Origin of the sequence: Rubrimonas sp., from assembly GCF_036788415.1 — a bacterium.
GTDB lineage: Bacteria > Pseudomonadota > Alphaproteobacteria > Rhodobacterales > Rhodobacteraceae > Rubrimonas.
In genome coordinates this window covers 32,808-57,137 of the sequence record NZ_DAIQNN010000001.1, presented here as the reverse complement: position 1 = coordinate 57,137, position 24,330 = coordinate 32,808, and the positions used below count along the sequence as shown (strand labels likewise).

The 24,330-nt window shown below is 70.8% G+C and carries 26 protein-coding genes; 9 read left to right on the top strand and 17 right to left on the bottom strand.

The features are described from left to right. Positions 1–28 precede the first annotated feature (28 nt). The 4 genes from V7Q31_RS00285 to V7Q31_RS00270 all read left to right on the top strand — a co-directional run bounded on the left by V7Q31_RS00285 (position 29) and on the right by V7Q31_RS00270 (position 2,347). On the top strand, positions 29–769 hold the full coding sequence (locus V7Q31_RS00285) for an HAD family hydrolase (RefSeq protein WP_333831656.1): 741 nt from the start codon (positions 29–31) through the stop codon (positions 767–769). Next, positions 766–1,131, top strand: coding sequence for a GFA family protein (locus tag V7Q31_RS00280; protein ID WP_333831655.1), 366 nt, complete (start codon positions 766–768; stop codon positions 1,129–1,131). The genes V7Q31_RS00285 and V7Q31_RS00280 overlap by 4 nt, the downstream gene beginning before the upstream one ends. Before the next feature lie 67 nt (positions 1,132–1,198). Further along, entirely contained in the window at positions 1,199–1,888 is a 690-nt protein-coding gene (locus tag V7Q31_RS00275; RefSeq protein ID WP_333831654.1) for a tellurite resistance TerB family protein, read from the top strand. A gap of 114 nt (positions 1,889–2,002) precedes the next feature. Next, on the top strand, positions 2,003–2,347 hold the full coding sequence (locus V7Q31_RS00270; protein WP_333831653.1) for a hypothetical protein: 345 nt from the start codon (positions 2,003–2,005) through the stop codon (positions 2,345–2,347). 135 nt (positions 2,348–2,482) lie between these two features. Here the strand turns inward: V7Q31_RS00270 and V7Q31_RS00265 are convergent, their stop codons facing one another. Then, a complete protein-coding gene (locus V7Q31_RS00265) occupies positions 2,483–3,385 on the bottom strand; it encodes an S-methyl-5'-thioadenosine phosphorylase (protein ID WP_333831652.1) in 903 nt (300 codons plus the stop codon). A gap of 139 nt (positions 3,386–3,524) precedes the next feature. On the opposite strand from V7Q31_RS00265, the gene V7Q31_RS00260 reads away from it, so the two are divergent. From V7Q31_RS00260 to V7Q31_RS00245, 4 genes are all read left to right on the top strand, one after another. Beyond that, entirely contained in the window at positions 3,525–4,922 is a 1,398-nt protein-coding gene (locus tag V7Q31_RS00260) for an aminotransferase (protein WP_333831651.1), read from the top strand. Between the two features lie 28 nt (positions 4,923–4,950). Continuing rightward, on the top strand, positions 4,951–5,943 hold the full coding sequence (locus tag V7Q31_RS00255; RefSeq protein ID WP_333831650.1) for a DMT family transporter: 993 nt from the start codon (positions 4,951–4,953) through the stop codon (positions 5,941–5,943). 69 nt (positions 5,944–6,012) lie between these two features. Continuing rightward, on the top strand, positions 6,013–6,354 hold the full coding sequence (locus V7Q31_RS00250) for a DUF952 domain-containing protein (RefSeq protein ID WP_333831649.1): 342 nt from the start codon (positions 6,013–6,015) through the stop codon (positions 6,352–6,354). Continuing rightward, positions 6,351–7,403, top strand: coding sequence for a quinone-dependent dihydroorotate dehydrogenase (locus tag V7Q31_RS00245; protein ID WP_333831648.1), 1,053 nt, complete (start codon positions 6,351–6,353; stop codon positions 7,401–7,403). Before V7Q31_RS00250 ends, V7Q31_RS00245 begins: the two co-directional genes overlap by 4 nt. 10 nt (positions 7,404–7,413) lie before the next feature. Here the strand turns inward: V7Q31_RS00245 and mnhG are convergent, their stop codons facing one another. The 9 genes from mnhG to V7Q31_RS00200 form a co-directional block, all read right to left on the bottom strand. Then, a complete protein-coding gene (gene mnhG, locus V7Q31_RS00240; RefSeq protein ID WP_333831647.1) occupies positions 7,414–7,746 on the bottom strand; it encodes a monovalent cation/H(+) antiporter subunit G in 333 nt (110 codons plus the stop codon). Further along, complete coding sequence (locus tag V7Q31_RS00235; protein ID WP_333831646.1) at positions 7,743–8,102, bottom strand: cation:proton antiporter; 360 nt, start codon at positions 8,100–8,102, stop codon at positions 7,743–7,745. Before V7Q31_RS00235 ends, mnhG begins: the two co-directional genes overlap by 4 nt. Continuing rightward, entirely contained in the window at positions 8,099–8,572 is a 474-nt protein-coding gene (locus tag V7Q31_RS00230; protein ID WP_333831645.1) for a Na+/H+ antiporter subunit E, read from the bottom strand. Before V7Q31_RS00230 ends, V7Q31_RS00235 begins: the two co-directional genes overlap by 4 nt. Further along, positions 8,569–10,077 (bottom strand): proton-conducting transporter transmembrane domain-containing protein, encoded by a 1,509-nt coding sequence (locus V7Q31_RS00225; protein WP_333831644.1) that lies wholly within the window; start codon positions 10,075–10,077, stop codon positions 8,569–8,571. Before V7Q31_RS00225 ends, V7Q31_RS00230 begins: the two co-directional genes overlap by 4 nt. A 7-nt stretch (positions 10,078–10,084) precedes the next feature. Next, positions 10,085–10,438 (bottom strand): NADH-quinone oxidoreductase subunit K, encoded by a 354-nt coding sequence (locus V7Q31_RS00220; protein WP_333831643.1) that lies wholly within the window; start codon positions 10,436–10,438, stop codon positions 10,085–10,087. Between the two features lie 4 nt (positions 10,439–10,442). After that, the gene (locus V7Q31_RS00215) at positions 10,443–10,916 is read right to left on the bottom strand and encodes an MnhB domain-containing protein (protein ID WP_333831642.1); all 474 of its coding nucleotides are present in this window, start codon (positions 10,914–10,916) and stop codon (positions 10,443–10,445) included. Beyond that, positions 10,913–13,192 carry a hydrogen gas-evolving membrane-bound hydrogenase subunit E gene (gene mbhE / locus V7Q31_RS00210; RefSeq protein ID WP_333831641.1) on the bottom strand — a complete coding sequence of 760 codons (2,280 nt, stop codon included), beginning with the start codon at positions 13,190–13,192 and terminating at the stop codon, positions 10,913–10,915. The genes V7Q31_RS00215 and mbhE overlap by 4 nt, the downstream gene beginning before the upstream one ends. Before the next feature lie 132 nt (positions 13,193–13,324). Further along, positions 13,325–13,684 carry a heat shock protein HspQ gene (hspQ, locus tag V7Q31_RS00205; protein ID WP_333831640.1) on the bottom strand — a complete coding sequence of 120 codons (360 nt, stop codon included), beginning with the start codon at positions 13,682–13,684 and terminating at the stop codon, positions 13,325–13,327. 71 nt (positions 13,685–13,755) lie between these two features. Next, positions 13,756–14,907, bottom strand: coding sequence for a COX15/CtaA family protein (locus V7Q31_RS00200; protein WP_333831639.1), 1,152 nt, complete (start codon positions 14,905–14,907; stop codon positions 13,756–13,758). Between the two features lie 236 nt (positions 14,908–15,143). Between V7Q31_RS00200 and V7Q31_RS00195 the strand changes: the two genes are divergently transcribed. Then, positions 15,144–15,560 (top strand): hypothetical protein, encoded by a 417-nt coding sequence (locus V7Q31_RS00195; protein ID WP_333831638.1) that lies wholly within the window; start codon positions 15,144–15,146, stop codon positions 15,558–15,560. Between the two features lie 132 nt (positions 15,561–15,692). On the opposite strand, the gene V7Q31_RS00190 is transcribed toward V7Q31_RS00195, so the two are convergent. The 7 genes from V7Q31_RS00190 to V7Q31_RS00160 form a co-directional block, all read right to left on the bottom strand. Then, the gene (locus V7Q31_RS00190; RefSeq protein ID WP_333831637.1) at positions 15,693–16,118 is read right to left on the bottom strand and encodes a universal stress protein; all 426 of its coding nucleotides are present in this window, start codon (positions 16,116–16,118) and stop codon (positions 15,693–15,695) included. Positions 16,119–16,132: 14 nt separating this feature from the next. Beyond that, positions 16,133–18,769 (bottom strand): TRAP transporter permease, encoded by a 2,637-nt coding sequence (locus V7Q31_RS00185; protein WP_333831636.1) that lies wholly within the window; start codon positions 18,767–18,769, stop codon positions 16,133–16,135. 83 nt (positions 18,770–18,852) lie between these two features. Next, positions 18,853–19,827 (bottom strand): TAXI family TRAP transporter solute-binding subunit, encoded by a 975-nt coding sequence (locus V7Q31_RS00180; protein WP_333831635.1) that lies wholly within the window; start codon positions 19,825–19,827, stop codon positions 18,853–18,855. A 277-nt stretch (positions 19,828–20,104) separates the two neighbouring features. Beyond that, complete coding sequence (locus tag V7Q31_RS00175; RefSeq protein ID WP_333831747.1) at positions 20,105–21,139, bottom strand: AbrB family transcriptional regulator; 1,035 nt, start codon at positions 21,137–21,139, stop codon at positions 20,105–20,107. A gap of 15 nt (positions 21,140–21,154) precedes the next feature. Then, entirely contained in the window at positions 21,155–22,660 is a 1,506-nt protein-coding gene (locus V7Q31_RS00170; RefSeq protein WP_333831634.1) for a tripartite tricarboxylate transporter permease, read from the bottom strand. A 10-nt stretch (positions 22,661–22,670) separates the two neighbouring features. Continuing rightward, a complete protein-coding gene (locus tag V7Q31_RS00165) occupies positions 22,671–23,111 on the bottom strand; it encodes a tripartite tricarboxylate transporter TctB family protein (RefSeq protein ID WP_333831633.1) in 441 nt (146 codons plus the stop codon). A gap of 74 nt (positions 23,112–23,185) precedes the next feature. Beyond that, on the bottom strand, positions 23,186–24,154 hold the full coding sequence (locus tag V7Q31_RS00160) for a Bug family tripartite tricarboxylate transporter substrate binding protein (RefSeq protein ID WP_333831632.1): 969 nt from the start codon (positions 24,152–24,154) through the stop codon (positions 23,186–23,188). Positions 24,155–24,330: the final 176 nt, after the last annotated feature.

The following is a 24,330-nucleotide window of genomic DNA, read 5'->3' as shown; positions in this document are numbered from 1 at the left end:
GCGGCGAAACGGGGCGCGAAGGCGGGGTATGAAGCGACGGCCGATCCGGGGCGTGCTGTTCGACAAGGACGGGACGCTGTTCGACTTCGCCGCGACCTGGCGGGCCGCGGTCGAGGCCCTGCTCGACGCGCTCGCGCCGGGCGACGCGGCGCTGCGGCTGCGGCTGGGCGGCGCGATCGGTTACGATCCGCACTCGGGCCGTTTCGCGGCGGGCTCGCCCTGCGTCGCGGGGTCGGGGCGGCAGGTCGCCGAGGCGCTGGCGGCGCATCTGCCGGGGGCCGACCCGCGCGCGCTGGAGGCGCAGGCGCTGGCGGCGGAGGCCGGGCTCGGCGAGGCGACGCTGACGCCGGCGGCGGAGGATCTGGGCGGGCTTCTGGGCGGGCTGCGCCGGCGCGGCCTGCGGCTCGGCGTCGCCACCCATGACAGCGAGAGCGCGGCGCGACGGCACCTGCGCGCCGCGGGCGTGCACGCGCATTTCGACTTCGTCGCGGGCTATGACAGCGGGCACGGGCTGAAGCCGGGGCCGGGCATGGTCTTCGCCTTCGCGGAGGCGACCGGGCTGGCGCCGGCGGAGATCGCGATGGTCGGCGACAGCCTGCACGATCTGGGCGCGGCGCGGGCGGCGGGGGCGGCGCTCGCCATCGGCGTGCTCACCGGCCCGGCGGACGAGGAGGAGCTCGGCGCGCTCGCCGACATCGTCCTGCCCTCGATCGCGGCGATCCCCGCCCTCCTGTTCTCCGAGCTGTTCGACGAGGCGCCCACCGCATGACTGTCACCGCAAGCTGCCATTGCGGCGCGATCCGCCTGCGCTTCCCCGCGCTCGACCTCGCCAGCGCGCGCCGCTGCGACTGCTCGCTGTGCCGGCGCAAGGGCGCGGTCATGGTCAGCGTGCCGCGAGCCGATCTGGTGGTCGAGGCGGGCGACGCGCTGCGCCGCTACCAGTTCGGCACGATGACGGCGGAGCATTATTTCTGCGGCGTCTGCGGGATCTACACCCATCACCGCCGCCGCTCGAATCCCGAGGAATGCGGCGTCAATCTCGGCTGCGTCGAGGGGGCGGACATGCGGGCCGTCGAGCCCGTGGCGTGGTTCGACGGCGTGAACCATCCCAGCGACCGCGAGCCGGGCTGACGCATCGCCGTCGCACTTTCATTATAGTGTCGCGCCGCCGCATTCGGCGCCGCAGGGAGAGAAAATCATGAACGACCTCAACACGAAGATGAAATCCGTGCTCGACCAGATCATGGCGGGGGGCAAGGACCTCTACGCCAAGGGCGAGAACCTCGCCGCCGAGAAGCTCGGCGTCGGCGACGACGCCAATAGCCGCGAGACCATGCGCAACACCGCGCTGGCCGGCGGCGCCGCGGCGGCCGTGCTGGGCCTGCTGCTCGGCACCAAGACCGGGCGCTCGGCGACCAAGACCGGCGTGCTGCTCGGCGGGCTGGGGATGCTCGGCAAGATGGCCTACGACGCCTACGCCAAGCGCAGCGCCGGCGCGCCCGCGCCCGACGCGGCGCCGGTGGGCGAACTCGCCGGCCCGGCGGCGGACGCCCGCAGCGCCGCCATCCTCTCGGCGATGATCGCGGCGGCCAAGGCCGACGGGCATATCGACGACGCCGAGAAGAAGCTGATCCAGCAGCATCTCGCCGAACTCGGCCCCGACGCGCAGACGGTGCTGATGGACGAGCTGTCCAAGCCGCTCGTCGCGGCCGAGATCGCGGCCCTCGCGGACAGCGATCAGGCGCGGCGCGAAATCTACGCGGTGTCGGCTCTGGTCTGCGGCGGCGACGATCCGAAGGAACGGGCCTATCTGGGCGAACTCGCCGCCGCGCTTGGGCTGGAGGCGGGGATCGCCGCCGAGATCGAGGCGCAGGTCGTCGGCGCCTGAGCGCCACGGGCCATGTGAAGCGGATCACAGATCGGGGGCGGCGAATCGGCAAGTGTCAGGGCGTCGGCGGAAAGGCCGCCGGCGCCGGACACTCGGACCGAAAGGACGCCCCCGATGAACCTCGCCCGACGCCTCGCCGCCTGCGCCGCCGCCGCAGCCTGCCTCGCAGCCGCCGCGCCCGCCCCTTCCGCCGTCGCCCAGACGGCGCCTATCGCGGCGGAGGCTGCGGCCCCTGCCTTCGCCGGATTCGAGCGCACCCGCGCCCGCGGCTCCCGCCCGGTCCCGACGCCGGTCCTCGAGCGCGCGGAGCGCCCGCAGGCCTACGAGCGCGCCCGCCTGCGCCATCGCGCGCCCGCGCCCAGCGACGTCGCAGTCGACCTCCGCGTCGCCGAGGCCGAGCCGAGGGCCGCGCCCGCGCGCAGCCGTCTGCGCCTGCGCGGCGGCGCCGCCGAGATGTGACCGGAGCGGCCGCCGCGCCGGTTTGCGGAGGCCGCGGCTTTGCGTTTCAGGTCTGGCGCCATGGGATTTCACGCGCGCCGCGTTGCATCGACCGAGGCGAGGGCGGGGCGCGATGGCGCCTCGCCCTCGCACGTCTCAGCTCAGAACCCGCCCCGCGACGGCGTCGAGCTTGCCGACGAGCGCAGGGTCGCGCGCCTCGGGCGCCGTGATCAGCGCATGTTCGAGCGCGCGGTCGCAGCCATGCGGACAGGGCGCGCGGTTCCCGTTCTGCGCGCCCGGCGCGCGGGCGCCTGCCAACGCCGGAACCACCGCCTTGACCATCTCCCGCGCCTTCTCGGCATTGCCGAGCAGCACTTTCACGACGGTCGCCACGTCCACATGCTCGTGGTCGGGGTGCCAGCAATCGTAGTCGGTCACCATCGCCACGGTCGCGTAGCAGAGCTCCGCCTCGCGGGCGAGCTTGGCTTCGGGCATGTTGGTCATGCCGATGACGTGGCAGCCCCACTGCTCGCGATAGAGCTTCGACTCCGCCAGCGAGCTGAATTGCGGCCCCTCCATCGCCAGATACGTCCCGCCGCGATGGGTGGTCACGCCGACGCCGCGGGCGGCCTGCTCCAGCGCGTCGCCGAGCCGCGCGCAGACCGGATGCGCCATCGAAACATGCGCGACGCAGCCCGGCCCGAAGAAGCTCTTTTCGCGCGCGACGGTGCGGTCGATGAACTGGTCGACGATCACGAAATCGCCCGGCGCCATCTCCTCGCGGAACGACCCGCAGGCCGACACCGAGATCACGTCGGTCACGCCGATCCGCTTCAGCGCGTCGATGTTGGCGCGGTAGTTGATGGAGGCGGGCGTCTGGATGTGGCCGCGCCCGTGCCGCGGCAGGAAGCAGACCGGAACGCCGCCGATCCGCCCGCGCAGGATCTGGTCCGACGGCGCGCCCCAGGGCGTCTCGACCGTGGTCCACTGCGCGTCCTCGAGCCCTTCGATGGCGTAGACGCCGCTGCCCCCGATCACGCCGATCATCGCCTCAGTCATGTCGCCCCCTCGCCTGCTGCGCGCCTGTTGTCGGGCGGCGCCGGCGAAGGGTCAAGCGGCGCGGCGCAAGGTCGCCATTGCGCGCCGCGCGCCCGCGGCGCACGATCTCGGCGACATCACAGGATCGGAGGACGGCGCGATGGCCATGGATGGCGGTCCGCTCAGCAACATGCAGACCCGCGACGTCGAGGCGCTGCTGCACCCCTACACCAACGCCGTCGCGCACCGCCGCGTCGGCCCGCATGTGATCGAGCGGGGCGAGGGCGTGCATGTCTATGACGAGCACGGAAACCGCTTCATCGAGGGCATGGCGGGCCTGTGGTGCGCGGGCCTCGGCTTCGGCGACGCGGAGCTGATCGAGGCGGCGCGCGAGCAGCTTGGCCGGCTGCCCTATTACCACCTGTTCGGCGGCCGCAGCTTCGAGCCCGCCGTCGAACTCGCCGAGAAGCTCAAGGACCTCGCGCCAGCCCCGATGAGCAAGGTCTTCTACCAGTCGAGCGGCTCGGAGGCGAACGAGTCCCAGATCAAGATGGCGTGGTATTACAACAACGCCCGCGGCAAGACGGTAAAGAAGAAGATCGTCAGCCGCCAGAAGGGCTATCACGGCGTGTCGATCTTCTCCGCTTCGCTGACCGGCCTGCCCTACAATCACAAGGATTTCGACTTGCCGGTGTCGGACCGGGTGAAGCATGTCGGCTGTCCGCATCACTGGCGCTTCGCCGAACCGGGCGAGAGCGAGCGCGACTTCGCGGCGCGGCTCGCCGCCGAGCTCGACGCCTTCATCGAGGCGGAGGGGCCCGATACGGTCGCGGCCTTCATCGCCGAGCCGGTGATGGGCGCGGGCGGGGTGATCGTGCCGCCGGAAGGCTATTTCGAGGCGGTGATGCCGGTGCTCGAAAAGCACGACGTGCTGATGATCGACGACGAGGTGATCTGCGGCTTCGGGCGGACGGGCAACTGGTTCGGCGCGACGACGCTGGGGATGCGGCCCACCTCGATCTCGGTCGCCAAGCAGTTGACCGGGGCCTACGTGCCGCTCTCCGCGGTGATGATCAACGGCGAGATGGCCGAGGCGATCGAGGCCAATTCGGGCAAGATCGGCGTGTTCGGCCACGGCTTCACCTATGGCGGCCATCCGCTCGGCTGCGCGGTGGCGGTCAAGACGCTGGAGATCTACGAGCGGCGCGACATCGTCGGACAGGTCCGCGCCAAGACGCCGCTGTTCCAGGAGCTTCTGCGCTCCTTCGCCGATCATCCGCTGGTCGGCGAGGCGCGCGGGATCGGGCTGATGGGCGCGCTCGAACTCTCGCCCGACAAGAAGACCGCCGCCGCCTTCGCCGAGCCGGGCAAGGTCGGGCCCAAGCTGGCGCAGGAACTGCTCGCCCGCGGCGTGATCTTGCGCGCCATCGGCGACAGCGTGGCCGCCTGCCCGCCGATGATCATCACCGAGGACGAAATCCGCGAGATGTTCGCCCCGATGGAGGAAGCCCTCGACGCGACGCTGGCCTGGGCCAAGGCGGAAGGGCGCATGGGCTGAGGCCGCCTCCAGCGCCGCCGGGGTCGCCATGACCGAGACGCCTCCGGGCGGAACCGCTCCTGAGGCGGCGCCGCCGGACCCGTCGCCCGATCCGGGGCCGTCGGCGGCGGCGGGGATCGCGCTGAAGCTCGCCTCGGTCCTTCTGTTCACGCTGATGGCCGCCTGCATCAAGGCGGCGCGCGACGAAGCGCCGACCGGGCAGGCGGTGTTCTTCCGCTCCTTCTTCGCGATCCCGCCGATCCTGATCTGGGCGATGGTGCGGGGCGACCTGTCCCGCGCCTTCCGCGTGAAGGACCCGTTCGCCCATCTCAATCGCGGGCTCGTCGGCGTCGTGGCCATGGCCTGCGGTTTCGCCGCGCTGGGCCTGCTGCCGCTGCCCGAAACCATCGCGATCAACTACGCCGCGCCGCTGCTCGCGACCGCGCTCGCGGCGTGGCTTCTGGGCGAGCAGGTGCGCCTCTTCCGCTGGAGCGCGGTCGTCGTCGGTCTGTTCGGCGTTCTGGTGATGCTGTGGCCGCGCCTGACCGTGCTGGCCTCGGGCGCGTTTTCCGACGCCGAGGCGCTGGGCGCGTGGTTCGCGCTGCTCGGGGCGCTCTTCGTCGCGCTCGCCACCATCCACATCCGCCGGCTGACCCAGACCGAGACGACGCTCTCCATCGTGTTCTGGTTCTCCGTCAGCTGCACCGTCGCCTCGCTCGCGACCATTCCCTTCGGCTGGGCATGGCCGACCGGTCCGACGCTCGTTCTGCTGATCGCCTCGGGCGTTCTCGGGGGCGTCGCGCAGATCCTGATGACCGAAGGCTACCGGCTCGCCCCCGCCTCGACGCTCGCGCCCTTCGAATACTCCTCGATGATCTACGGGCTCGCGCTGGGGTGGCTGCTGTTCTCGGAGGCGCCGAGCGTTCAGGTGCTGATCGGCGCCGCCATCGTGATCGGCGCGGGGCTCTTCATCATCTGGCGCGAGCGCCAGCTGCGCATCGACCGCACGCAGCCGCGCAAGGCGGGCTCGATGCAGGCGTGAGGGGGGCCTTGCGCGCGCCGCGGGCGACGGCGTAATCGGGGCGCAGTCCGGTCCGGAGAACGTGCGCCGATGCTGATCTTCAAGATCTTCACCGCCGAGCAATGGGCGGCGCTCGACCGCGACGGCGTCACGCATGGCGCGCCGGTGGACCTCGCCGACGGCTTCATCCATTTCTCGACCGCAGCGCAGCTGCCGGGAACGGCGGCGAAGCATTTCGCCGGGCTCGACGGGCTGATCCTCGCGGCGGTGGACGCCGAGGCCATGGACGGCGCGCTGCGCTGGGAGCCCTCGCGCGGCGGCGACCTGTTCCCGCATCTCTATCGCCCGCTCGCCGCGGCGGACGTGCTCTGGTCCAAGCCGCTGCCGCTGACGGCGCAGGCCCACGCCATCCCGCCCGAGGCGCAGCCATGACCGCCCAGCCCTTCAGCGAGCGGCTCGTTCTCGCCGGGCTGCGCAAGCTCGACCCCGAAACCTCGCACGGGCTCGCGTTGAAGGCGCTGCGGCTGGGGCTCGCCGGCGGCCCCGGCCCGGTCTCGACGCTGCGGCTGCGCACGCGGCTCTGCGGGGTCGATCTGCCCAATCCGGTCGGCACCGCGGCGGGCTTCGACAAGAACGCCGAGGCGATCGCGGGAACGTTCCGCGCGGGTTTCGGCTTCGTCGAGATCGGCGCGGTGACGCCCCGCCCGCAGCCCGGCTCTGCGCGCCCGCGCGTCTTCCGGCTGGTCGAGGACCGCGCCGTGATCAACCGCTACGGCTTCAACAACGACGGGCTGGAGGTCGTGGCGGGGCGGCTCGCGGCCTGGCGCGCGGCGGGGGGGCGCGGCGCGGTGGCCGTCAATCTCGGGGCCAACGCCGACAGCGCGGATCGCGGCGCGGATTACGTCGCGCTGATCGAACGGCTGCGCGGACTGGCCGACATCCTCACGATCAACGTCTCCTCGCCCAACACCGCCCGCCTGCGCGCCCTGCAGGAGCGCGCCGCGCTGTCCGAACTGCTGGCGCGCTGCGCCGAGTCCGCCCGGGGCGCGCCGCTCGCCCTCAAGATCGCGCCGGACCTCGACGAGGCGGCGCTCGCAGACGTCGCCGAGACCGCGCTCGCGCATGGGATCGCGGCGATCATCGCGACGAACACGACGCTGGCGCGCGACGGGCTGACGAGCCCGCATGCGGGCGAGACTGGCGGGCTCTCCGGCGCGCCGCTCTTCGTCCGCTCGACCGACGTGCTGCGCACGCTGCGGCGGCTGACGCAGGGCCGGTTGCAGCTCGTCGGGGTCGGCGGGGTGGACGGGCCCGAGACGGCCTACGCCAAGATCCGCGCCGGCGCGGACGCGGTGCAGCTCTACACGGCGATGATCTATGGCGGGCTGTCGCTCGGCGCGCGCATCGCGCAGGGGCTCGACGCGCTGCTGGCGCGCGACGGCTTCGCGTCGGTGGCGGAGGCTGTGGGCGCCGACGCCTGAACCCGGCCCGTCAGCAGCCCGCGCCGTCATGCGGCTTGCCGGCCCGGCGCTCCTCCGGGCCCATGCGCCGCCAGACCGCGCGCCCGATCAGATGCGCCCCGATCGGCGCGGTGAAGATCATGAACAGCAGCACCGCCAGCGCCTTCGCGCCGACCCCCGGCGCGTCGTGACGGATCATCACCGCGACGACGACGAGGCCCAGCCCCAGCGTCCCCGCCTTGGTCGAGGCGTGCATCCGCAGGAACACGTCGCTGAGCCGCACCGCCCCGAGCGCCGCGATCAGCGTGAACGCGCCGCCCGCAAGCACGAGAAGCCCCGCTGCGATGTCGAGAAACGCGCTCATGCGCGGTCCTCGCGCGCGGCGGGCGTCGCGCCGTTCGAGCCGGAGGGGAAGTCGGGCGAGGGCGGCGCGAGATCGGCGCGGTCGGCGCGCTCGATGTAGCGGGCGAAGGCGACCGTCGCGAGAAAGCCCACCAGCGCCAGCGCGATGGCGGCGTCGAGATAGACCCCCTCCTCCACGATCAGCGCGAACAGCGTCAGCGTCACGACGAGGATCATCGTCACCATGTCCGCCGCGACCACCCGGTCGGCCAGCGTCGGCCCCAGCACGAGCCGCACGAAGCCCAGAAACAGCGCCGCGACCGACATCGCCAGCGCCGCCGCCACGCACCAGTCGAAGATCTCCGCCGTCGCGCTCATTCGACCACCCTGCGCACGCGCGGCTCGAGCCCGCGCTTCACCCCGTCGATCACCCCCTGCGGATCGTCCGCGAACATCGCATGGATCAGCAGGCGCCTGCGGTCCGCCGACACGTCGACGCTCAGCGTCCCCGGCGTCAGGCTGGTGAGGTTGGCGATCAGCATGATCGCCACGTCGCTCTCGGCGTCGAGCTCGACTTCGACGAAGCGCGGCTGGATCGCGCGCGAGGGAAACAGAACCGCCCACGCCACCTGCACGCTCGACGCCACGAGATCATAGGTGAAGTACAGCGCCAGACCAAGCGCGGCGAGGGTGCGGCGGTGGTAGCTGTGATCGCCCTTCACCGCGTCGAAGGCGTAGAGCGCGATGAAGCCCGCCACGAAGCCGAGCAGCAGGTTGCTCGCCGAGAAATCGCCCGAGGCGACGCCCCAGGCCAGCGCGATCATCAGGTTGAGCGGCAGCAGGGTCATGGCGCGGTCCCTCCGGGCGCCGCTGAGCCGAGAACGGCGGCGATGTAGGCGGCGGGGTCGAGCAACTGCGCCGCGGCGGCGTCCGCGACCGCGATCAGCGGCGCGGGCCAGAGCCCGACGGCGACGATCAGCGCCGACAGCCCCAGACAGGTCGCGAGCGCCGCGCCCGGCGTCGCCTGCGCGAGGGCGAGCGTCGGCGAACTCTCGGGCTGGGGCTTCCAGAACAGCTCGGCCCAGACCCGGCCCATCGACCACAGCGTCAACAGGCCGGTGACCAGCACCAGCGCGACCAGCGTCCAGCTGCGCGCGTCGATCCCCGCACCGACCAGCAGCACCTTGCCCCAGAAGCCCGAAAAGGGCGGAACGCCGGCCAGCGCGAGGGCCGCCACCAGAAACAGCGCCGCGACCCACGGCGCCCGCCCCCAGACGCCGCCGCCGAGGCGCATGTCCTCCGACCCCGCCAGCCGCGCGCCGAGCCAGGCGGCGCCGAACAGGTTCATCTTCACCGCCATGTCCTGCAGCATGTAGAAGATCGCCGCCGCGAGCGCCGCCTGCGTCCCGAGGCCCAGCGCCGCCACCATCAGCCCGATCGAGGCGATCACCTGAAAGGCCAGCACCCGGCGCAGCTCGATCTGCGCCAGTGCGCCGAACGCGCCGGTCAGCATGGTCGCGGCGCCGCCCCAGAACAGCGCCTCCGACAGGAAGGGCGTGTCGAGACCGTAGATCAGCGTGAACACGCGCAGCATCGCATAGACGCCGACCTTGGTCAGCAGCGCCGCGAACAGCGCCGACACGGTGAAGCTCGGCGTGTGGTAGGAGGCCGGCAGCCAGAAGAACAGCGGGAACATCGCCGCCTTGGCGCCGAAGGCGAACAGCAGCAGCGCCGCCGTGGTCAGCGTGCGCGCATCGTCGCCCAGCAGCTCGGTCGCGCGCCGCAGATCGGCCATGTTGAGCGCGCCGGTCGCGCCGTAGAGCAGGCCGACGCCGGTCAGGAAGGCCACCGTGGCCAGCAGGTTGAGCGCGACATAGCGGATCGCGCCGTCGAGCTGGCGGCGCGATCCGCCGACCACCAGCAGCCCGAAGGAGGCGATCAGCAGCACTTCGAACCAGACGTAGAGATTGAACATATCGCCCGTCACGAACGCGCCCGACACGCCGCCGAGCAGCATGTGGGTCAGCGTGTGATGGCCTATCCGCCGCCCCCCCGCGCCGATCTCCGACAGCGCGAAGGCGCTCGCCGCGAGCCCGACGACCGCCGTGGCGACCAGCATCGCCGCGCTCAGCGCGTCGGCGGCCAGCGTGATGCCGTAGGGCGCGGGCCAGGCGCTCATCTGCTCGGCGAAGGGCCCGCCTTCGGCGACGCGCAGCGCGATCAGGATCGCCACGGACAGCAGCCCCGCCGCGCCGCCGACCGACGCGACGGCGAGCGCGCCGGGACGCTCGCGCAGCGCATGGCACAGGATCGCGACCAGAAAGGGCAGGGCGATGGGCGCGGCGAGGAGCATCGTGCGGTCAGTCCCTCGGCTCGGCGAGATCGACGTCGTCGACCTCGATGGTCCCGAACGCGCCGTAGAAGCGGTAGATCAGCACCAGCGTGAAGGCCAGCAGGCCGAAGCCGATGACGATGGCGGTCAGGATCAGCGCCTGCGGCAGCGCGTTAGCGACCTCGCCGACCGGCGCCTTGGCCCCGTCCGCAATCAGCGGCGGCGCGCCGTAGGACAGCCGCCCCGCCTCGAAGATCGCGAGATTGACCGCGTTGCCGAGCAACCCGAAGCCGATCAGGAAGCGCATCAGATTTCCCGACATCATCAGCCAGGCGGCGACGCCCGTCATCAGCCCGACCAGCCCGGCCATAAGAAGGTCCATCGCGCTAGCCCTCGCCCGGCCTGGTCGGGGGATGCACGGGGTCCGGCGCGCGGGCGGCGTCCTCCTCGAGCGCGAGGAACAGGCCCGTCACCGCGCCGACCACGACCAGATAGACGCCGATGTCGAAGATCAGCGCCGAGCCGACCGGAAGCCCGGTCTTCTCGCCGTCCGGGCCGATCTCGAGCAGCGGCCAGACCCCGGCCAGAAAGGCCCCGCGCGCGAGCCATCCCCAGACCCCGGCGAGCACCGCCGCGCCGAGCCCCGCCAGCGCCAGCCCCATCGGCTCGAAGCGCAGGGCGCGCCGCGCCGCCGCCAGCCCCTCGGCCTTGGCGTAGAGCGCGAAGGCGGTCGCCGCGATCAGCCCGCCGATGAAGCCGCCCCCCGGCTCGTTGTGGCCGCGCAGCAGGATGAACAGCGAGAAGGCCAGCATCAGCGGGGCGAGCAGCCGGGTCGCGGCGGAGAGGACGAGCGAGTTCATTCGTCGCGATCCTCCAGCGGCCGCACCCGCGCCGCCAGCAGCGCCAGCGCCGCGAGCCCGGCGATGGCGACGACCGCGATCTCGCCCATGGTGTCGAGCGCGCGGAAATCGACGAGGATGACGTTCACGATGTTGCGCCCATAGGCCAGCGTCGCGCTGGCGTTCTCGAAATAGGCCGTCACCGACTTGTCGAGCGGCTGGCTGACCGCGGCCGCCAGAGCGAGCGTCACGGTCAGACCCAGCGCGGCGGCGGCGGCGGCGTTGACCCGGTTGCGCCGGCGGGCCGCGGCGGTCGTGCGGAACTCGACGCGCGGCAGCTTGAGCAGCGCCACGGCGAGGATCACCACCACCAGCGTCTCGACCATCAGCTGGGTGATCGCGACGTCGATGGCGCTGAAGATCGCGAACAGCAGCGCCACGCCGACGCCGACGATGCCGAGCGCCGTGATCATCAGCAGCCGCCGTTCGGTGAAAGGCAGGGTGAGCGTCGCCACCGCGATCAGCGCCGAGGCCGCCAGCAGCATCGGCGGCGAGCCTTCCGGGGTCGGGATCGGCGCGCCGCCGCCCAGGACGAGCGCAGCGCCCAGCATCGCCGCCAGCACGATCACGCCGACGCGAAAGTAATCTGTCAGAAGCCCGGTCTGCACGGCGCGCGTCAGGCGCGCGCCGCCGCCGAGCAGCCCGGCCACCGCCCGGTCATAGCCCGTCTCGCAGCTCGGCGCGCGCCCCGCCGCGTCGAAGGCGGTCAGCCGCGCCCGCAGCGTCTCGCGCTTCAGATAGAGCCAGATCCCCAGCGCGAAGGTCGCGAGCGACAGCATCAGCGGCAGGTTCAGCCCGTGCCACAGATAGAGATGGACCTCGACCGGCGCGCCCATCACAGACGCCGCCGTGGGCCCGACCAGCAGAGTCTCCGCGATCTTCGGCGCAAGGCCGAACAGCAGGCCGAGCCCGGCGAGGACCACGGGCCCTGCCAGCATCGCCCAATGGCCTTCGGCGGGTTCGGCCTTGGGCGAGCGCAGCGGCCCGATGAAGGGCGCGAGCCCCGCGCCGCCCGCGATCGCGATCATCATGGCGTTCGCCGCCAGCGCCGCCAGCGCGACGATCACGCCGACGAACCCCGCATGCAGAGCGCCCTCGTAGATCAGCTCCTTGCCGATGAAGCCGAACAGCGGCGCAAGGCCCGCCATCGAGGCGCCGGCCAGCGCCGCGGCGGCGAAGGTGATCGGCATGGCGCGCCCGAGCCCCGAAAGCAGCGGCGCCATGCGCGACCCGGCCTTCTTGTCGAGCACGCCGATCACCAGAAACAGCGCCGCCTTGTAGAGCGCATGCACGATCAGGAACGCCGCGAAGGCCGTCGCCCCCGTCTCGCCGCCCAGGCCCAGCAGCAGCGTGAGCGTGCCGAGCCCCATCACCGTCGTATGGGCCAGCGCGAGCTTGAGGTCGTCCTGCCGCAGCGCCCAGACCGAGGACAGAACCATGGTCAGCCCGCCGATCAGCGTCAGCGTCCAGTCCCAGATCGCCGCGTCCCCCAGCGTCGGGCTGAGCCGCGCCAGCAGATAGACGCCCGCCTTCACCATGGTGGCGGAATGCAGATAGGCGCTGACCGGCGTCGGCGCCGCCATCGCGTTGGGCAGCCAGAAATGGAACGGGAACTGCGCCGATTTGGTGAAGCAGCCGAGGATCACCAGCAGGAAGATCGGCAGATAGAAACCGCCGTCGCGGATCGCGTCCGCATGCTGCGCCATTTCCGACAGACGGAACGTGCCCGCCTGCGATCCCAGCAGCAGCAGCCCCGCCAGCAGCGCGAGCCCCCCGAGTCCGGTCACGATCAGCGCCTGCGTCGCCTTGGCGCGGGCGTCGGCCTTTTCGTGGTCGAAGCCGATCAGCAGGAAGGAGGTGACCGTGGTGCCTTCCCAGAACACGAACAGCGTCAGCGCGTCGTCGGCCAGCACCAGCCCCAGCATCGACAGCTCGAACAGGACGAGCAGGAGCAGCAGCTGGTTGCGCTGGCGGTGATGACGGAAATACTCCGCCGTGTAGAGCAGCACGAGCGCGCCGATCCCGGTCACCAGCAGCGCGAAGGCGCCGCCCAGACCGTCGATCAGAAAGGCGATCTCGATCCCCATCGACGGGATCCAAGGCGTCGACCAGCCGATTGGGCCGGTCTCGGCGACGATCTGCGCCTGACCGAGAAACCACCACGCCGCGAGCGCCGACAACAGCGCGGGCGCGTAGCGCAGAACTCCCCCTCGCGCTTCCGCCGCGCCCTCCGCCATCCGCCCTCGCACTCCCCGCTCTCGGTCCGCGTCGCAGGGCGGTTCGCGCCGCCCGTCATCTGATGGGAAGCACCCTAGCGAGCGCCGCGGGCGGGGCCAAGCCCCCGCGCCGCCCGCGCGCCGCGCGCCGCGTCAGTGCCGCAGTTCAGCGTGGAGGTGATAGGTTCCGTCGCGCAGATCGCCGAACATCTCGCCGACTTCGGGGTGATCGACCGGCTCGCCCGTGTCGTCGGGCACGAGGTTCTGCTCCGAGACGTAGGCCACATAGTAGCTGGTCTCGTTCTCGGCGTAGAGATGGTAGAAAGGCTGATCCTTGACCGGCCGGACTTCCTCGGGAATCGAGTTCCACCATTCCTCGGTGTTCGAGAATGTGGGGTCGACGTCGAAGATCACGCCGCGGAACGGATAGACGCGATGCCGCACGACCTGGCCGATGCGGTAGCGTGCGCTCCGGGAGACCTTGGCGGGGACGGAATCGGACTCGCTGCTCATTTGCAGCGCAATATACCACAGCGCGCCCGATTTCCAGATGGGGCGCGTGGAGCGCGGTCCCGACGCCCCGCTCAGCCCCGGATCGCCGACTGCTCGGGCGGATAGGCGGCGACGAAGCGGGCGCGCAGCAGGAGCGCCGTCATCGCCAGCGCGCCCGCCTGATGCAGGATCGCGTGGCCGGTCGCGGCGCCGTTCATCACCGTGACGATCCCCCACCCCATCTGCGCCCAGACCGCCAGCGCCGCGATCCCGGCCCAGAGCCGCACCGCGCCGAGGCGGCTCCGCCACGCCAGCGCCAGCGCCGCCAGCGACGCCAGCGCCAGCGCGTAGCCGAGGACGCGGTGGTTGAACTGGGTCAGCGCGTCGTTCCAGATGAAGTTCGTCCAGACTGGCGAGAGTTCGAGCGCCTCGGCCGGAAACCACATCCCGTTCATCAGCGGCCAGTCGACATAGCCCCGCCCCGCATCGTTGCCGGCCACCAGCGCGCCGAGGACGATCTGCGCGAAGGCGAGGCCCAGCACGACGCCCGCCGCCGCCATCGCCGGCCCCGCGCGCCGGCGGCGCGCCTGCAGCAGCGCCGCCTCGTCGCGCATCAGCCGCCAGGCTGGCCAGAGCAGCAGGCACAGGATCGCGAAGGCCAGCCCGAGATGGAGCGCCAGCCGATACGGCGCGACCGAAACGAGTTCGGACCCCTCCGCCACGCCGCTTTCGACCATCCACATGCCGATCACCGCCTGCGCCCCGCCGAGCAGGCCGGGCAGGACCAGCGACCACAACCGCCCCGGCGGGACCATGCGCAGCGCGAGAAACGCCGCGAGGCCCGCGCCCCAGACCAGCCCGATCACCCGCCCGAACTGGCGATGGCCCCATTCCCACCAGTAGATCGTCTTGAAATCCTCGACGCCCATCCACGCGTTGATCTCGCGATACTGCGCGGTGAGCTTGTATTTCTCGAACTCCGACGCCCAGTCGGCATCGCTCAGCGGCGGAATCGCGCCGAGCACCGGATGCCAGGAGACCATCGACAGCCCGCTCTCTGTCAGCCGGGTCATGCCGCCGACCAGCACCATGAGCGCGACGAGGATGGCGAGCGCGATCAGCCACCAGCCGACGATGCGGCGCGCGCGGCGCTTGCGGCGGTCGGCCTCGCCGGGCCGCGTCGCGGGGGCGGAGGCCGGCCCCTGCGCCGCCACCTCCTCGAAGATCGCGCGCGGCTTGCTCATGGCGCACCCTTTTCACGGCCCTGTCTGAACGCCCGGCTCAGATAACCCCGCGCCGTCAGGGCGGCAAGCGCGGCGAGGCGCCCTCCCCGCCCCTCGGCCCGACGCCGACCCGCCTGCGCGATTGTCCGGGCTGCGGGTATTTGTTACTCTATGGACATTTACAGGCGCAGGAGCGTTTCATGACTCGGAATGACAGTAAAATGACAGTCTCATATCCGATCGCATCGGTTCAATTTTTGGCGCGACTCGGCCTCGCCGCCCTTGCGCTGCTCGCCGCTCCGGTCGCGCGGGCGGAGATCACGGGCGGCTTCTCGGCGATCTGCCAGCTCGGCGACGTCGGCGCGCCGCTCCAGATGCGGTTCACCCGCTATCGCGACGTCGTGGTGTGGAGCGACCGGCACGGGCTCAACTCCTCGGTCACCGACATGGGGCAGTGGGGCACGACCTTTTGGGAAGGCGCGATCGACACGCAGAACGGGCGATATCGGCTGACCGGCGAGAACGGCTTCGTCGAGGCATGGCCCGTGGGCGGGGTCTACAGCGACATGATCACGCTCGAACTCACGCCGACCGGCGAGAACCGCTTCACGCTGCGTGACTTCTTCAACGACGGCCCGCCCCACCCCTGCCGGGTCACCCGCTGGAGCCGGTGAGGCCGTGGCGGGGCCTCCAGGACGCCCCCCCTGAGGCGCAAACCGGGCCGAGGGAATCAGTTAGCCAGTTTTTTCCCTTCAAAAACAACGGTAGCGAGCTCGTTACCGGCGTCTTTCAGTTCGATCCGCCGCCTAGCGCACGACGTAGACCGACTGCTTGGCGTGGCGCACCACCCGCGCCGCGTTCGGCCCGAGCAGATAGTCGGCCAGCGCGGGGCGGTGCGAGCCCATCACGATGAGGTCGACCCCGAGCCGGTCGGCGGCGCGGAGGATCTCGTCGTAGATCTTGCCGTGCAGCACATGGGGATGGACGTCGACGTCCTCCGGAACGTTCGCCTTCGTCCACTCCGTCAGCGAGGCGCCGAGGCGCGCCAGCGCATCGGCTTCGAACCCGGGTTTGAAGAAGCCGCCGACAAGCGCCGTCCCCAGATCGGGCAGCACGCTCGCGACATGCAGCGCGGCCTTGTGCTGGCGCGCCTGCGCCACGGCGACGTCGAGCGCCTTGCGCCAGTCTTCGCCGTCGGAAATGTCCACTGGCAGCAGGATCGCGGATGTCATCGGAAGGGGTCTCCTCAGAAGGCGGGCTTGGTCTGGCGCCGGCGTTGCAGCATCGCCACAAGGGCGAGCAGCGCAAGGGCGGGAATGTAGAACAGCTGCGCCGGCGGGCGGTCCGCCCGCACCCGAACGGCGGAAATCTCGACCGGGTCCTCGGCGTAGAAGTCGAGCACGGCGAGCTTCTCCTGAAACGGCGTGCCGAACATCGGCTCGTCGAGCCGCAGCGCCTCGCCCTCCGGGGTCAGCATCAGCCCCGCGCGCTCGACCCGATCTTCCGGCGCGCCTTCAGCGACCAGCACCAACGTCGTCTGCGTCGGGCGCCCTGTGTTGAAGTCGGGGCCCGCGACCACGAAGCGGATGCGCTCGCCCTCCCCGGCCTCGCGCACCACCTCCTCGAAGCGCGCGGGCGCGACGTCCTCAAAAGGCGGGATCAGCCGGTCGAGCCAGAAATTCGGCACGAACAGCGTGAAGGCCACCAGCAGCAGCGCCGCGCTTTCATGAATTCGGCTGCGCGCGAGGAAATAGCCCTGCGTCGCCGCCGCGAACAGCAGCATCGCGACCGTCGCCACGACGAAGACGACGACCGCCTGCGCCATTCCCGCCGCCGTCCCCAGATCGACGCCGTAGAGGATCAGCACGGGATTGTAGATGAACAGGAAGGGCAGCGCGACGGTGCGCAGCGAGTAGAAGAAGGCGGTGAAGCCGGTGCGGATCGGGTCGCCGCCCGACACGGCGGCTGCGGCGAAGCTGGCCAGCCCCACGGGTGGCGTCACGTCGGCCATGATGCCGAAATAGAAGACGAACAGATGCGCCGCGATCAGCGGCACGATCAGCCCCTCCTGCGCGCCGAGGCTGACCACCACGCTCGCCATCAGCGAGGACACCACGATGTAGTTGGCCGTCGTCGGCAGACCCATGCCGAGGATCAGCGAGAACACGCCGATCAGCACCAGCATGATGAGCAGCACGCCGCCGGAAAGCTGCTCCACCAGCCCCGCGAGTTCGGTGCCGATGGGGGTGCGCGTGACCGTGGCGACGATGATTCCGGCGGCGGCGGTGGCGACGCCGATGCCGATCATGTTGCGCGCGCCGGCGATCAACCCCTCCACCAGATCGTCGAAGCCCGCCTTCGCCTCCGCCGCGACCCGCCCGCCGCCGCGAAGGATCTCCTTGAGCGGGCGCTGCGTCAGGATGATCGCGAGCATCATCGACACGGCGTAGAAGGCGGATTTCGCGGGCGACTGGCGCTCGACCATCAGGAACCACACCAGCACGAGGATCGGCAGCAGGTAGTGGATGCCGGTGGGGAACACCTGCGCCACGGTGGGCAGCCTGATTTCCTTCGAGTTGGGGTCGTCGAGTTCGAGGTCGGGGCGCTTGGCCGAGACGTAAAGCGCCGCGAGATAGGCCGCGCCGAGCCCTGCGATCGCGACTGGCCCCACCGCCTCGGGCGCTGCGGCCTTGAGCGCGCCCATGGTCCAGACCAGCGCCGTGAAGGCGGCGCCCGCGACGGCGAAGCCGATGAAGATGCTGAGGAACATCCCCGCGAGGCTCTTGGCCTGGCCGAGCGCGGGCATGTCGCGTTTCAGCGCCTCGAGATGCACGATGTAGACGAGCGCGATGTAGGAGATCACCGCCGGGATGAAGGCGTGCTTGATCACGTCGAGATAGGAGATGCCGACGAACTCGACCATGAGGAAGGCCGCCGCGCCCATCACGGGCGGCATGATCTGCCCGTTGACCGAGGACGCGACCTCGACCGCCCCCGCCTTCTCCGAGGAGAAGCCGACGCGCTTCATCAGCGGGATCGTGAAGGTGCCGGTGGTCACCACATTGGCGATGGAGGAGCCCGAGATCAGCCCGGTCATCGCCGAGCCGACCACGGCCGCCTTGGCGGGGCCGCCGCGCAGGTGGCCGAGGCCCGCGAAAGCGATCTGAATGAAGTAATTGCCCGCGCCGGCCTTGTCGAGCAGCGCGCCGAACAGCACGAACAGGAACACGAAAGCCGTCGAGACGCCCAGCGGAATCCCGAACACGCCGGTCGTGTCGAGCCATTGCGCGTTGACGATGGAGGTGAAGGTCAGGCCCTGATGCTCGATCAGCTCGGGGATGAGCCAGCCCGACCCCATCCACGAATAGAGCAGGAAGATCGCGCCGACGACGGTGAGCGCGGGCCCCAGCGCCCGGCGCGCGGCTTCGAGGAGCACGAGGATGCCGACGGCGCCGACGATCACCTGCATCTGCGTCGGCAGCCCCGAGCGCGCCGTCATCGCCAGTTCGCGCGAGAAGAACAGCACATAGCCGGTGCAGAGCACGCCGAGAATGGCGAGCGCCCAGTCGGTCAGGGGCACGCGGTCGCGCGGCGAGCGCGAGAGGGCGGGATAGGCGAGGAAGGCGAGAAAGATCGCGAACATCAGATGCGCGGGGCGCGTCTGCGAGGCGTTGAGGACCGGCAGATACTGGCCGAACCAGAGCTGCGGCTGCGCGATCCAGAGCTGGAACAGCGACCAGACGAGCGCCGTTGCCGCGATCAGCAGGGCGACGGCGCGATTGCGGGGCGCGCGCGCGCCGCTGTCGGTGCTGGCGACGAGGTCCTGAAGTTCGGTCTCGGTGAACTGGCGGCCCTTGGCGCCGCCTTCCGTCTGCTCGGCCATGCCGCGCCCCCTCGGCTCGCGCGTCCTGCGCTGGATGCGGAGCGGCGAACCCGCCGCCCCCCGTGTCATGGAGCGGCGGCGGCTCAGTCGATCAGGCCGGCTTCCTTGAAGTAGCGCGCAGCCCCGTCATGCAGCGGCGCCGACAGCCCGTCGCTCGCCATCTCCTTCGGGTCGAGATTGGCGAAGGCGGGGTGCAGGCTGCGGAACTGGTCCATGTTGTCGAACACGGCCTTGACCATCTGATAGACGATTTCTTCGGAAACTGCGGTCGAGCTGACGAGCGTCGCGCCGACGCCGAAGGTCGTCACGTCCTCGTCGGTGCCGCGATACATGCCGCCGGGGATTGTGGCCACGCGGTAGAACGGGTTCTCGGCGATCAGCCCGTCGATGGCGGGGCCAGTCACGTTGACGAGCACGCTGTCGCAGGCGGTGGTCGCCTCCTGGATCGAGCCCGAGGGGTGGCCGACCGTGTAGATCATCGCGTCGATGTTGTTGTCGCAGAGCGCCTGGCTCTGCTCGGCGGGCTGGAGTTCGGCCGCCATCGCGAAATCGGCGGTGGTCCAGCCGAGCGCATTCATCACCACGTCCATCGTGCCGCGCTGACCGGAGCCGGGATTGCCGATGTTGACGCGCTTGCCCTTGAGATCCTCGAAGTTGCGGATGCCGCTGTCGGCGCGGGCGACCACGGTGAAGGGCTCGGGATGGATCGAGAACACAGCGCGCAGCTCGGTGAACGGGCCCTGCTCGGCGAATTGCGAGGAGCCGTTGTAGGCGTGGAACTGCCAGTCGGACTGGGCGACGCCGAATTCCAGTTCGCCGCCGCGGATGGCGTTGATGTTGAACACCGAACCGCCGGTCGACTCGACGCCGCAGCGGATGCCGTGCTCGGCGCGGCCGCGGTTCAGAAGCCGGCAGATCGCGCCGCCCGTGGGGTAATAGACGCCCGTCACGCCGCCGGTGCCGATCGAGATGAAGGTCTGCTGCGCGACGGCGGCCTGCGCGCCGAGCGTCACGGCGAACGCCGCGACGGCGCCGGCGAGACGAGTTCTGATGGACATGGAAGCCTCCTGTCAGGGTTCGCGTGCGATCCGGCGCGCCGGGGGCGGCGTCGCCTTTTCGGTCGCACTTCACACGCATGTCACACCTTGCGCTCGCAGCTTGTCAACCTCGACGGGTCGGCGCGGCGCTTGGGGAGGGGCGCCGGCGATGCGCGGCGGCTCGCCGGATCGTCATCTCGCGCCCGCATCCGCGCGGGCCGACGATGGGTCGCGCCGAGTGGCTCGGACAGCCCGCATTGCGGCCCGCGGCCCTTCGAGCGCGCCGGAGCGGCGACGATCAGCGTCCGGCTGCGCGCAAGGCCAGCGGAAGCAGGGCGATCACAGCGACGATCCGGAAGATGTGGTGCGTGGCGACGAAGGCCGGATCATATCCGAGCGCAAGGCCGATGGCGGCCATGCCTTCGACCCCGCCCGGCGCGAAGGCCACCCACACCACCGGAAAGGAGAGGCCGGTCGCCGCAGCGACGCACAGCGCCCCTGCCGCCGAGATCGCCGCCGACACGCCGGTCGCCGCAATTCCCGCCGCGGCGAGGCGCATCAGGTCGGGCCGCGCGATGCGGGTGAACCGGGCCCCGATCACCGCGCCGGTGACGACGAAGCCGCAAAAGATCGCCGGGCCCGGCAAGGCTCCGTGGACCCAGCCGAGGGCATGGGCCAACCCGCTGACAGCCAGCCCCGCCAGAAGATAGGCGGCCGGGGCGCCGGCCCGGTCGAGCAGCCAGCCGCAGGCGACGCCCGCCAGCATGAGCGCCAGCGCAGGCGATGGGCCCAGCGCCTCGGCGCCGCCGGCCGCGAGCGGACCCGGCGGCGCCGCCCCGGCCAACGCGGCGATGGCCGGCGGCAGGCAGAGCGTGACGAGCAGCAGCCGCACGCTTTGCAGCGCGACGACCGCCCGCAGGTCGCCACGCCCCTGCGCGGCCAGCGCCACGGCGTAGGACAGAGCCCCCGGCGACGCCGACAGCGCCGCCGTATCGGGCGCGACGCCGAAGCCGCGCGTCAGCAGGCGCCCGGTCGCCGCCATGGTCAGCAGGATCGTCAGCGCCAATCCCAGCAGGCTGACCGGCCAGCGGGCGATGTCGTCGAGGATGTCGCTGCTGATCCCCGCCCCCAGCGACACGCCGATGATGGCGAAGGCGAGATTGCGCAGAAAGTCGGGGACCACCGGACCCAGCCCAGACAGCGCCGCCGCGGCCACTGCGGCGGTGGCGCCCAGCAGCGCCCCCGCCGGCATCCCGGCGGCGGCGAACGCCGCAGCGGCGGGAAACGCGAGGCCGAGGGCGATCGCTGGTCCGCGCAAGGCCGGGCTAGGCACGCTCAAGCCGCGGACCTATTCGTCGTCGCGGATGGCGCGCCGGCGACGCGCCAGCCAGATCGGCGCGATCACGACGCCCGCCGCCAACGCATAGAGCGCGATGGAATTCGCCGACTGCAGCAGGATGCCCCAGTCCCCGCCCGAGATCGACAGGGCCCGGCGCAGATTGTCCTCGAACAGCTTGCCCAGCACGAAGCCCAGGATGATCGGGGCCATGCTGAAGTCCATCTTGCGGAGGACCCAGCCGAACACGCCGAGGGCTGTGATCATGTAAAGGTCATGCGGGTTCGACACGACCGAATAGACCCCGATGAAAGCCATCACCGCGATCAGCGGCGTCAGATATTGCTGCGGGATGGTCAGCAAGCGCGCGAACAGGCCCACCAGCGGCAGGTTGATCAGCAGCAGCGCGACATTGCCGATGTACATGCTGGCGATCAGGCCCCAAGCGATCTCGGGCCGGTTCTGGAACATCATCGGTCCCGGCGTGACCGAGAACAGGAGCAGCGCGCCCAGCAGGATGGCCGTGGTGCCCGAGCCGGGAATGCCCAGCGTCAGCATCGGCACCATGGCCCCGCCCGCGCTCGCGTTGTTGGCGCTTTCGGGAGCGGCGAGGCCGCGGATGTCGCCCTCGCCGAATGTCCCGTTCGCGCCGTTGATGCGCTTTTCCGTCCCGTAGGCCACCGCCGAGGCGACCGAGGCCCCGGCGCCCGGCAGAACGCCCACCACGAAGCCGATGATCGAGGACCGCACGATGGTCCACTTCACCGCCATCATGTCGCGCCAGCTGACGAAGGTCCTGTCCAACTTCAGCGCCTTCAACGTGCCGGAGAACTGCTGCTCCACGAGGCTGATCAGCTCGGCCATGCCGAAGAAGCCGATGACGATCACCAGGAAGTCGATGCCCGCCAGCAGGTCGGGGACCCCGAAGGTGAACCGAACCACGCCGGTGTTCGCGTCGATCCCGACGGAGGCCAGCATCAGCCCGATCAGCGCGCCCAGCAGCGTCTTGACCGGGTTCGACCCGACCAGCGAGGCGAGGCAGGCGAAGGCGAAGACCATCAGCGCGACATAGTCGGATGGCGAGAACGTCACGGCGTAGGACGCCATCAGCGGGCCGAAGAACGACATCATCACCACGGCGAAGGTGCCGCCGATGAAGGAGGACCACGCCGAGAGCGACAGGGCGCGGCCCGCCTCGCCGCGCCGGGCCATCGGGTGGCCGTCCAGCGTGGTCATCACCGCGCTGGCGTCGCCCGGCACGTTGAGCAGGATCGAACTGATCCGCCCGCCATATTCGGCGCCGTAATAGACCCCCGCCAGCAGGATCAGCGCGGATTCCGGCGGGAGCTTCAGGCTGTAGGCGATGGGCAGCAGGATGGCCACGCCGTTGATGGGCCCGATGCCGGGAAGGGCTCCGATCAGCGTGCCCGCGAAGCAGCCGGTCAGCACGAGGAACAGGTTGAACGGATCGAGCGCGACGGCGAAGCCCTGCGCGAGGCCGGAGAATACAGCGTCCACGTCGATGCCCTCAGAGCCAGGGTTTCAGGATGCCCGCAGGCAGGTTCAGGTCGAGCAGCACCGTGCAGACGACGTAGCCCAAGATCCCCGACGCCGCGCCGAACGCCAGAGCCCGCAGGGGCGCGGCCCCGAGGAGCGCCGCCAGCGCCGCGCAGAACGCCCAGGTGGACAGCACGAACCCCAGCGGCTGGAAGGCGGCGGCATAGGCGAACAGCAGCGCAAGCGTGACGGCGAGCCGCACCAGCGTGGCGCGGGAGACGTCGAAGCGGGCGATGTCGGGGCGGATCACCAGATACCCCGCGCAGAGGATCGCGGCGACGGCGAGCAGGCGCGGCCAGCCTTCGGGCCCGATCGGATCGTACTGGAACGGCGCCTTGATGGCGGTGAAGGCGATCACGGCGTAGCCGAGTGCGACGAGCAGCAGCACGCCGGCGAAGATGCGGTCGGCCATGGCGCCCTCCTTGCGCGTGGCGACGAGGGCCGGACGGCATGTCGCCGCCCGGCCTTGTCCATGTCGGGAGGGGCTTACTGGATCAGGCCGGATTCACGCGCGATCACGCGCATGTTCTCGACGCCCGCCTTCATCTCCGCGGCGAAATCGGGGCCGGCGAGGTTGTAGGGCAGGAGCCCCTTCTCGGCCTGGTTCTTCGCGAAGCTTTCGGTCGCATAGGCGGCGTTGAAGGCCGCGACCCAGGCGTCGTAATCCGCATCGGACACGTTCTTGCCCATGTAGTAGCCGCGCACGATGGGCCAGACGACATCGTAGCCCTGCTCGCGGGCGGTCGGGAAGGCGTCGTAAGGCGCGCCCAGACGCTCGGGCGACAGCACCGCCAGCACCCGCATCGTGCCGGCGCCGATATGCGAGGCCTGTTCCGCCACGTCGCCGGTGTAGACTTGGATCGACCCGCCCAGCAGCGCCGCGATGGATTCGCCGCCCCCGTCGAACGCGACATAGCGCATCTTGCGCGGGTCGGCGCCCACGGCCTTGAGCAGGATCGCGGCCTTCATCCAGTCCTGCGACCCGACGGACCCGCCCGCGCCGAAGACAGTCCCTGCAGGATCGGCCTTCACGGTCTCCATCACGTCGTCGAGCGTCTGGAAGGGGCTGTCGGCCCTGACCACGACTGCGCCGTAGTCGGTGCCGGCCGAGGCGAGCCAGCGCACGTCGTTCTCGGTCCACTGCCCGTACTTGCCGGTCGCGATGTTCAGGAGCGACCCCGACGAGAAGGCGACGATCGCATCGCCGTCGTCGGTGCGCGTGGTGTTGAACAGATTGATGGCCACGGCGCCGATGCCGCCGGGCATGAAGGTTACCTGCATGGGCTCCGCGAGCTGGTCGGCGAGGCCGGCCTGCGCGACGCGGCAGGTCAGGTCGAAGCCGCCGCCGGGATTGGCGGGGGCGATGCATTCCGGCCGGTCGATCTCGGCCATGGCGGCGATGCTCGTCGCGCCGAAGACGGCGACGGTCGCCGCGAACAGGCGGGTGATTCTCATGTGGTCTCCTCCCTTTTGGCTCTCGGCCCTTGGCCTTCGGCCTTTGACGTTTCGGCGGGCGGCGTCTCGCTGTCGCCAGTCGCGCCGCTCGGCGCGACAACCGTCGACGATCCGTCCACGATTGACAATATCCATGCGGCCTGACCGGGCCTTGACGCGAAACTGTTCTGACGCTG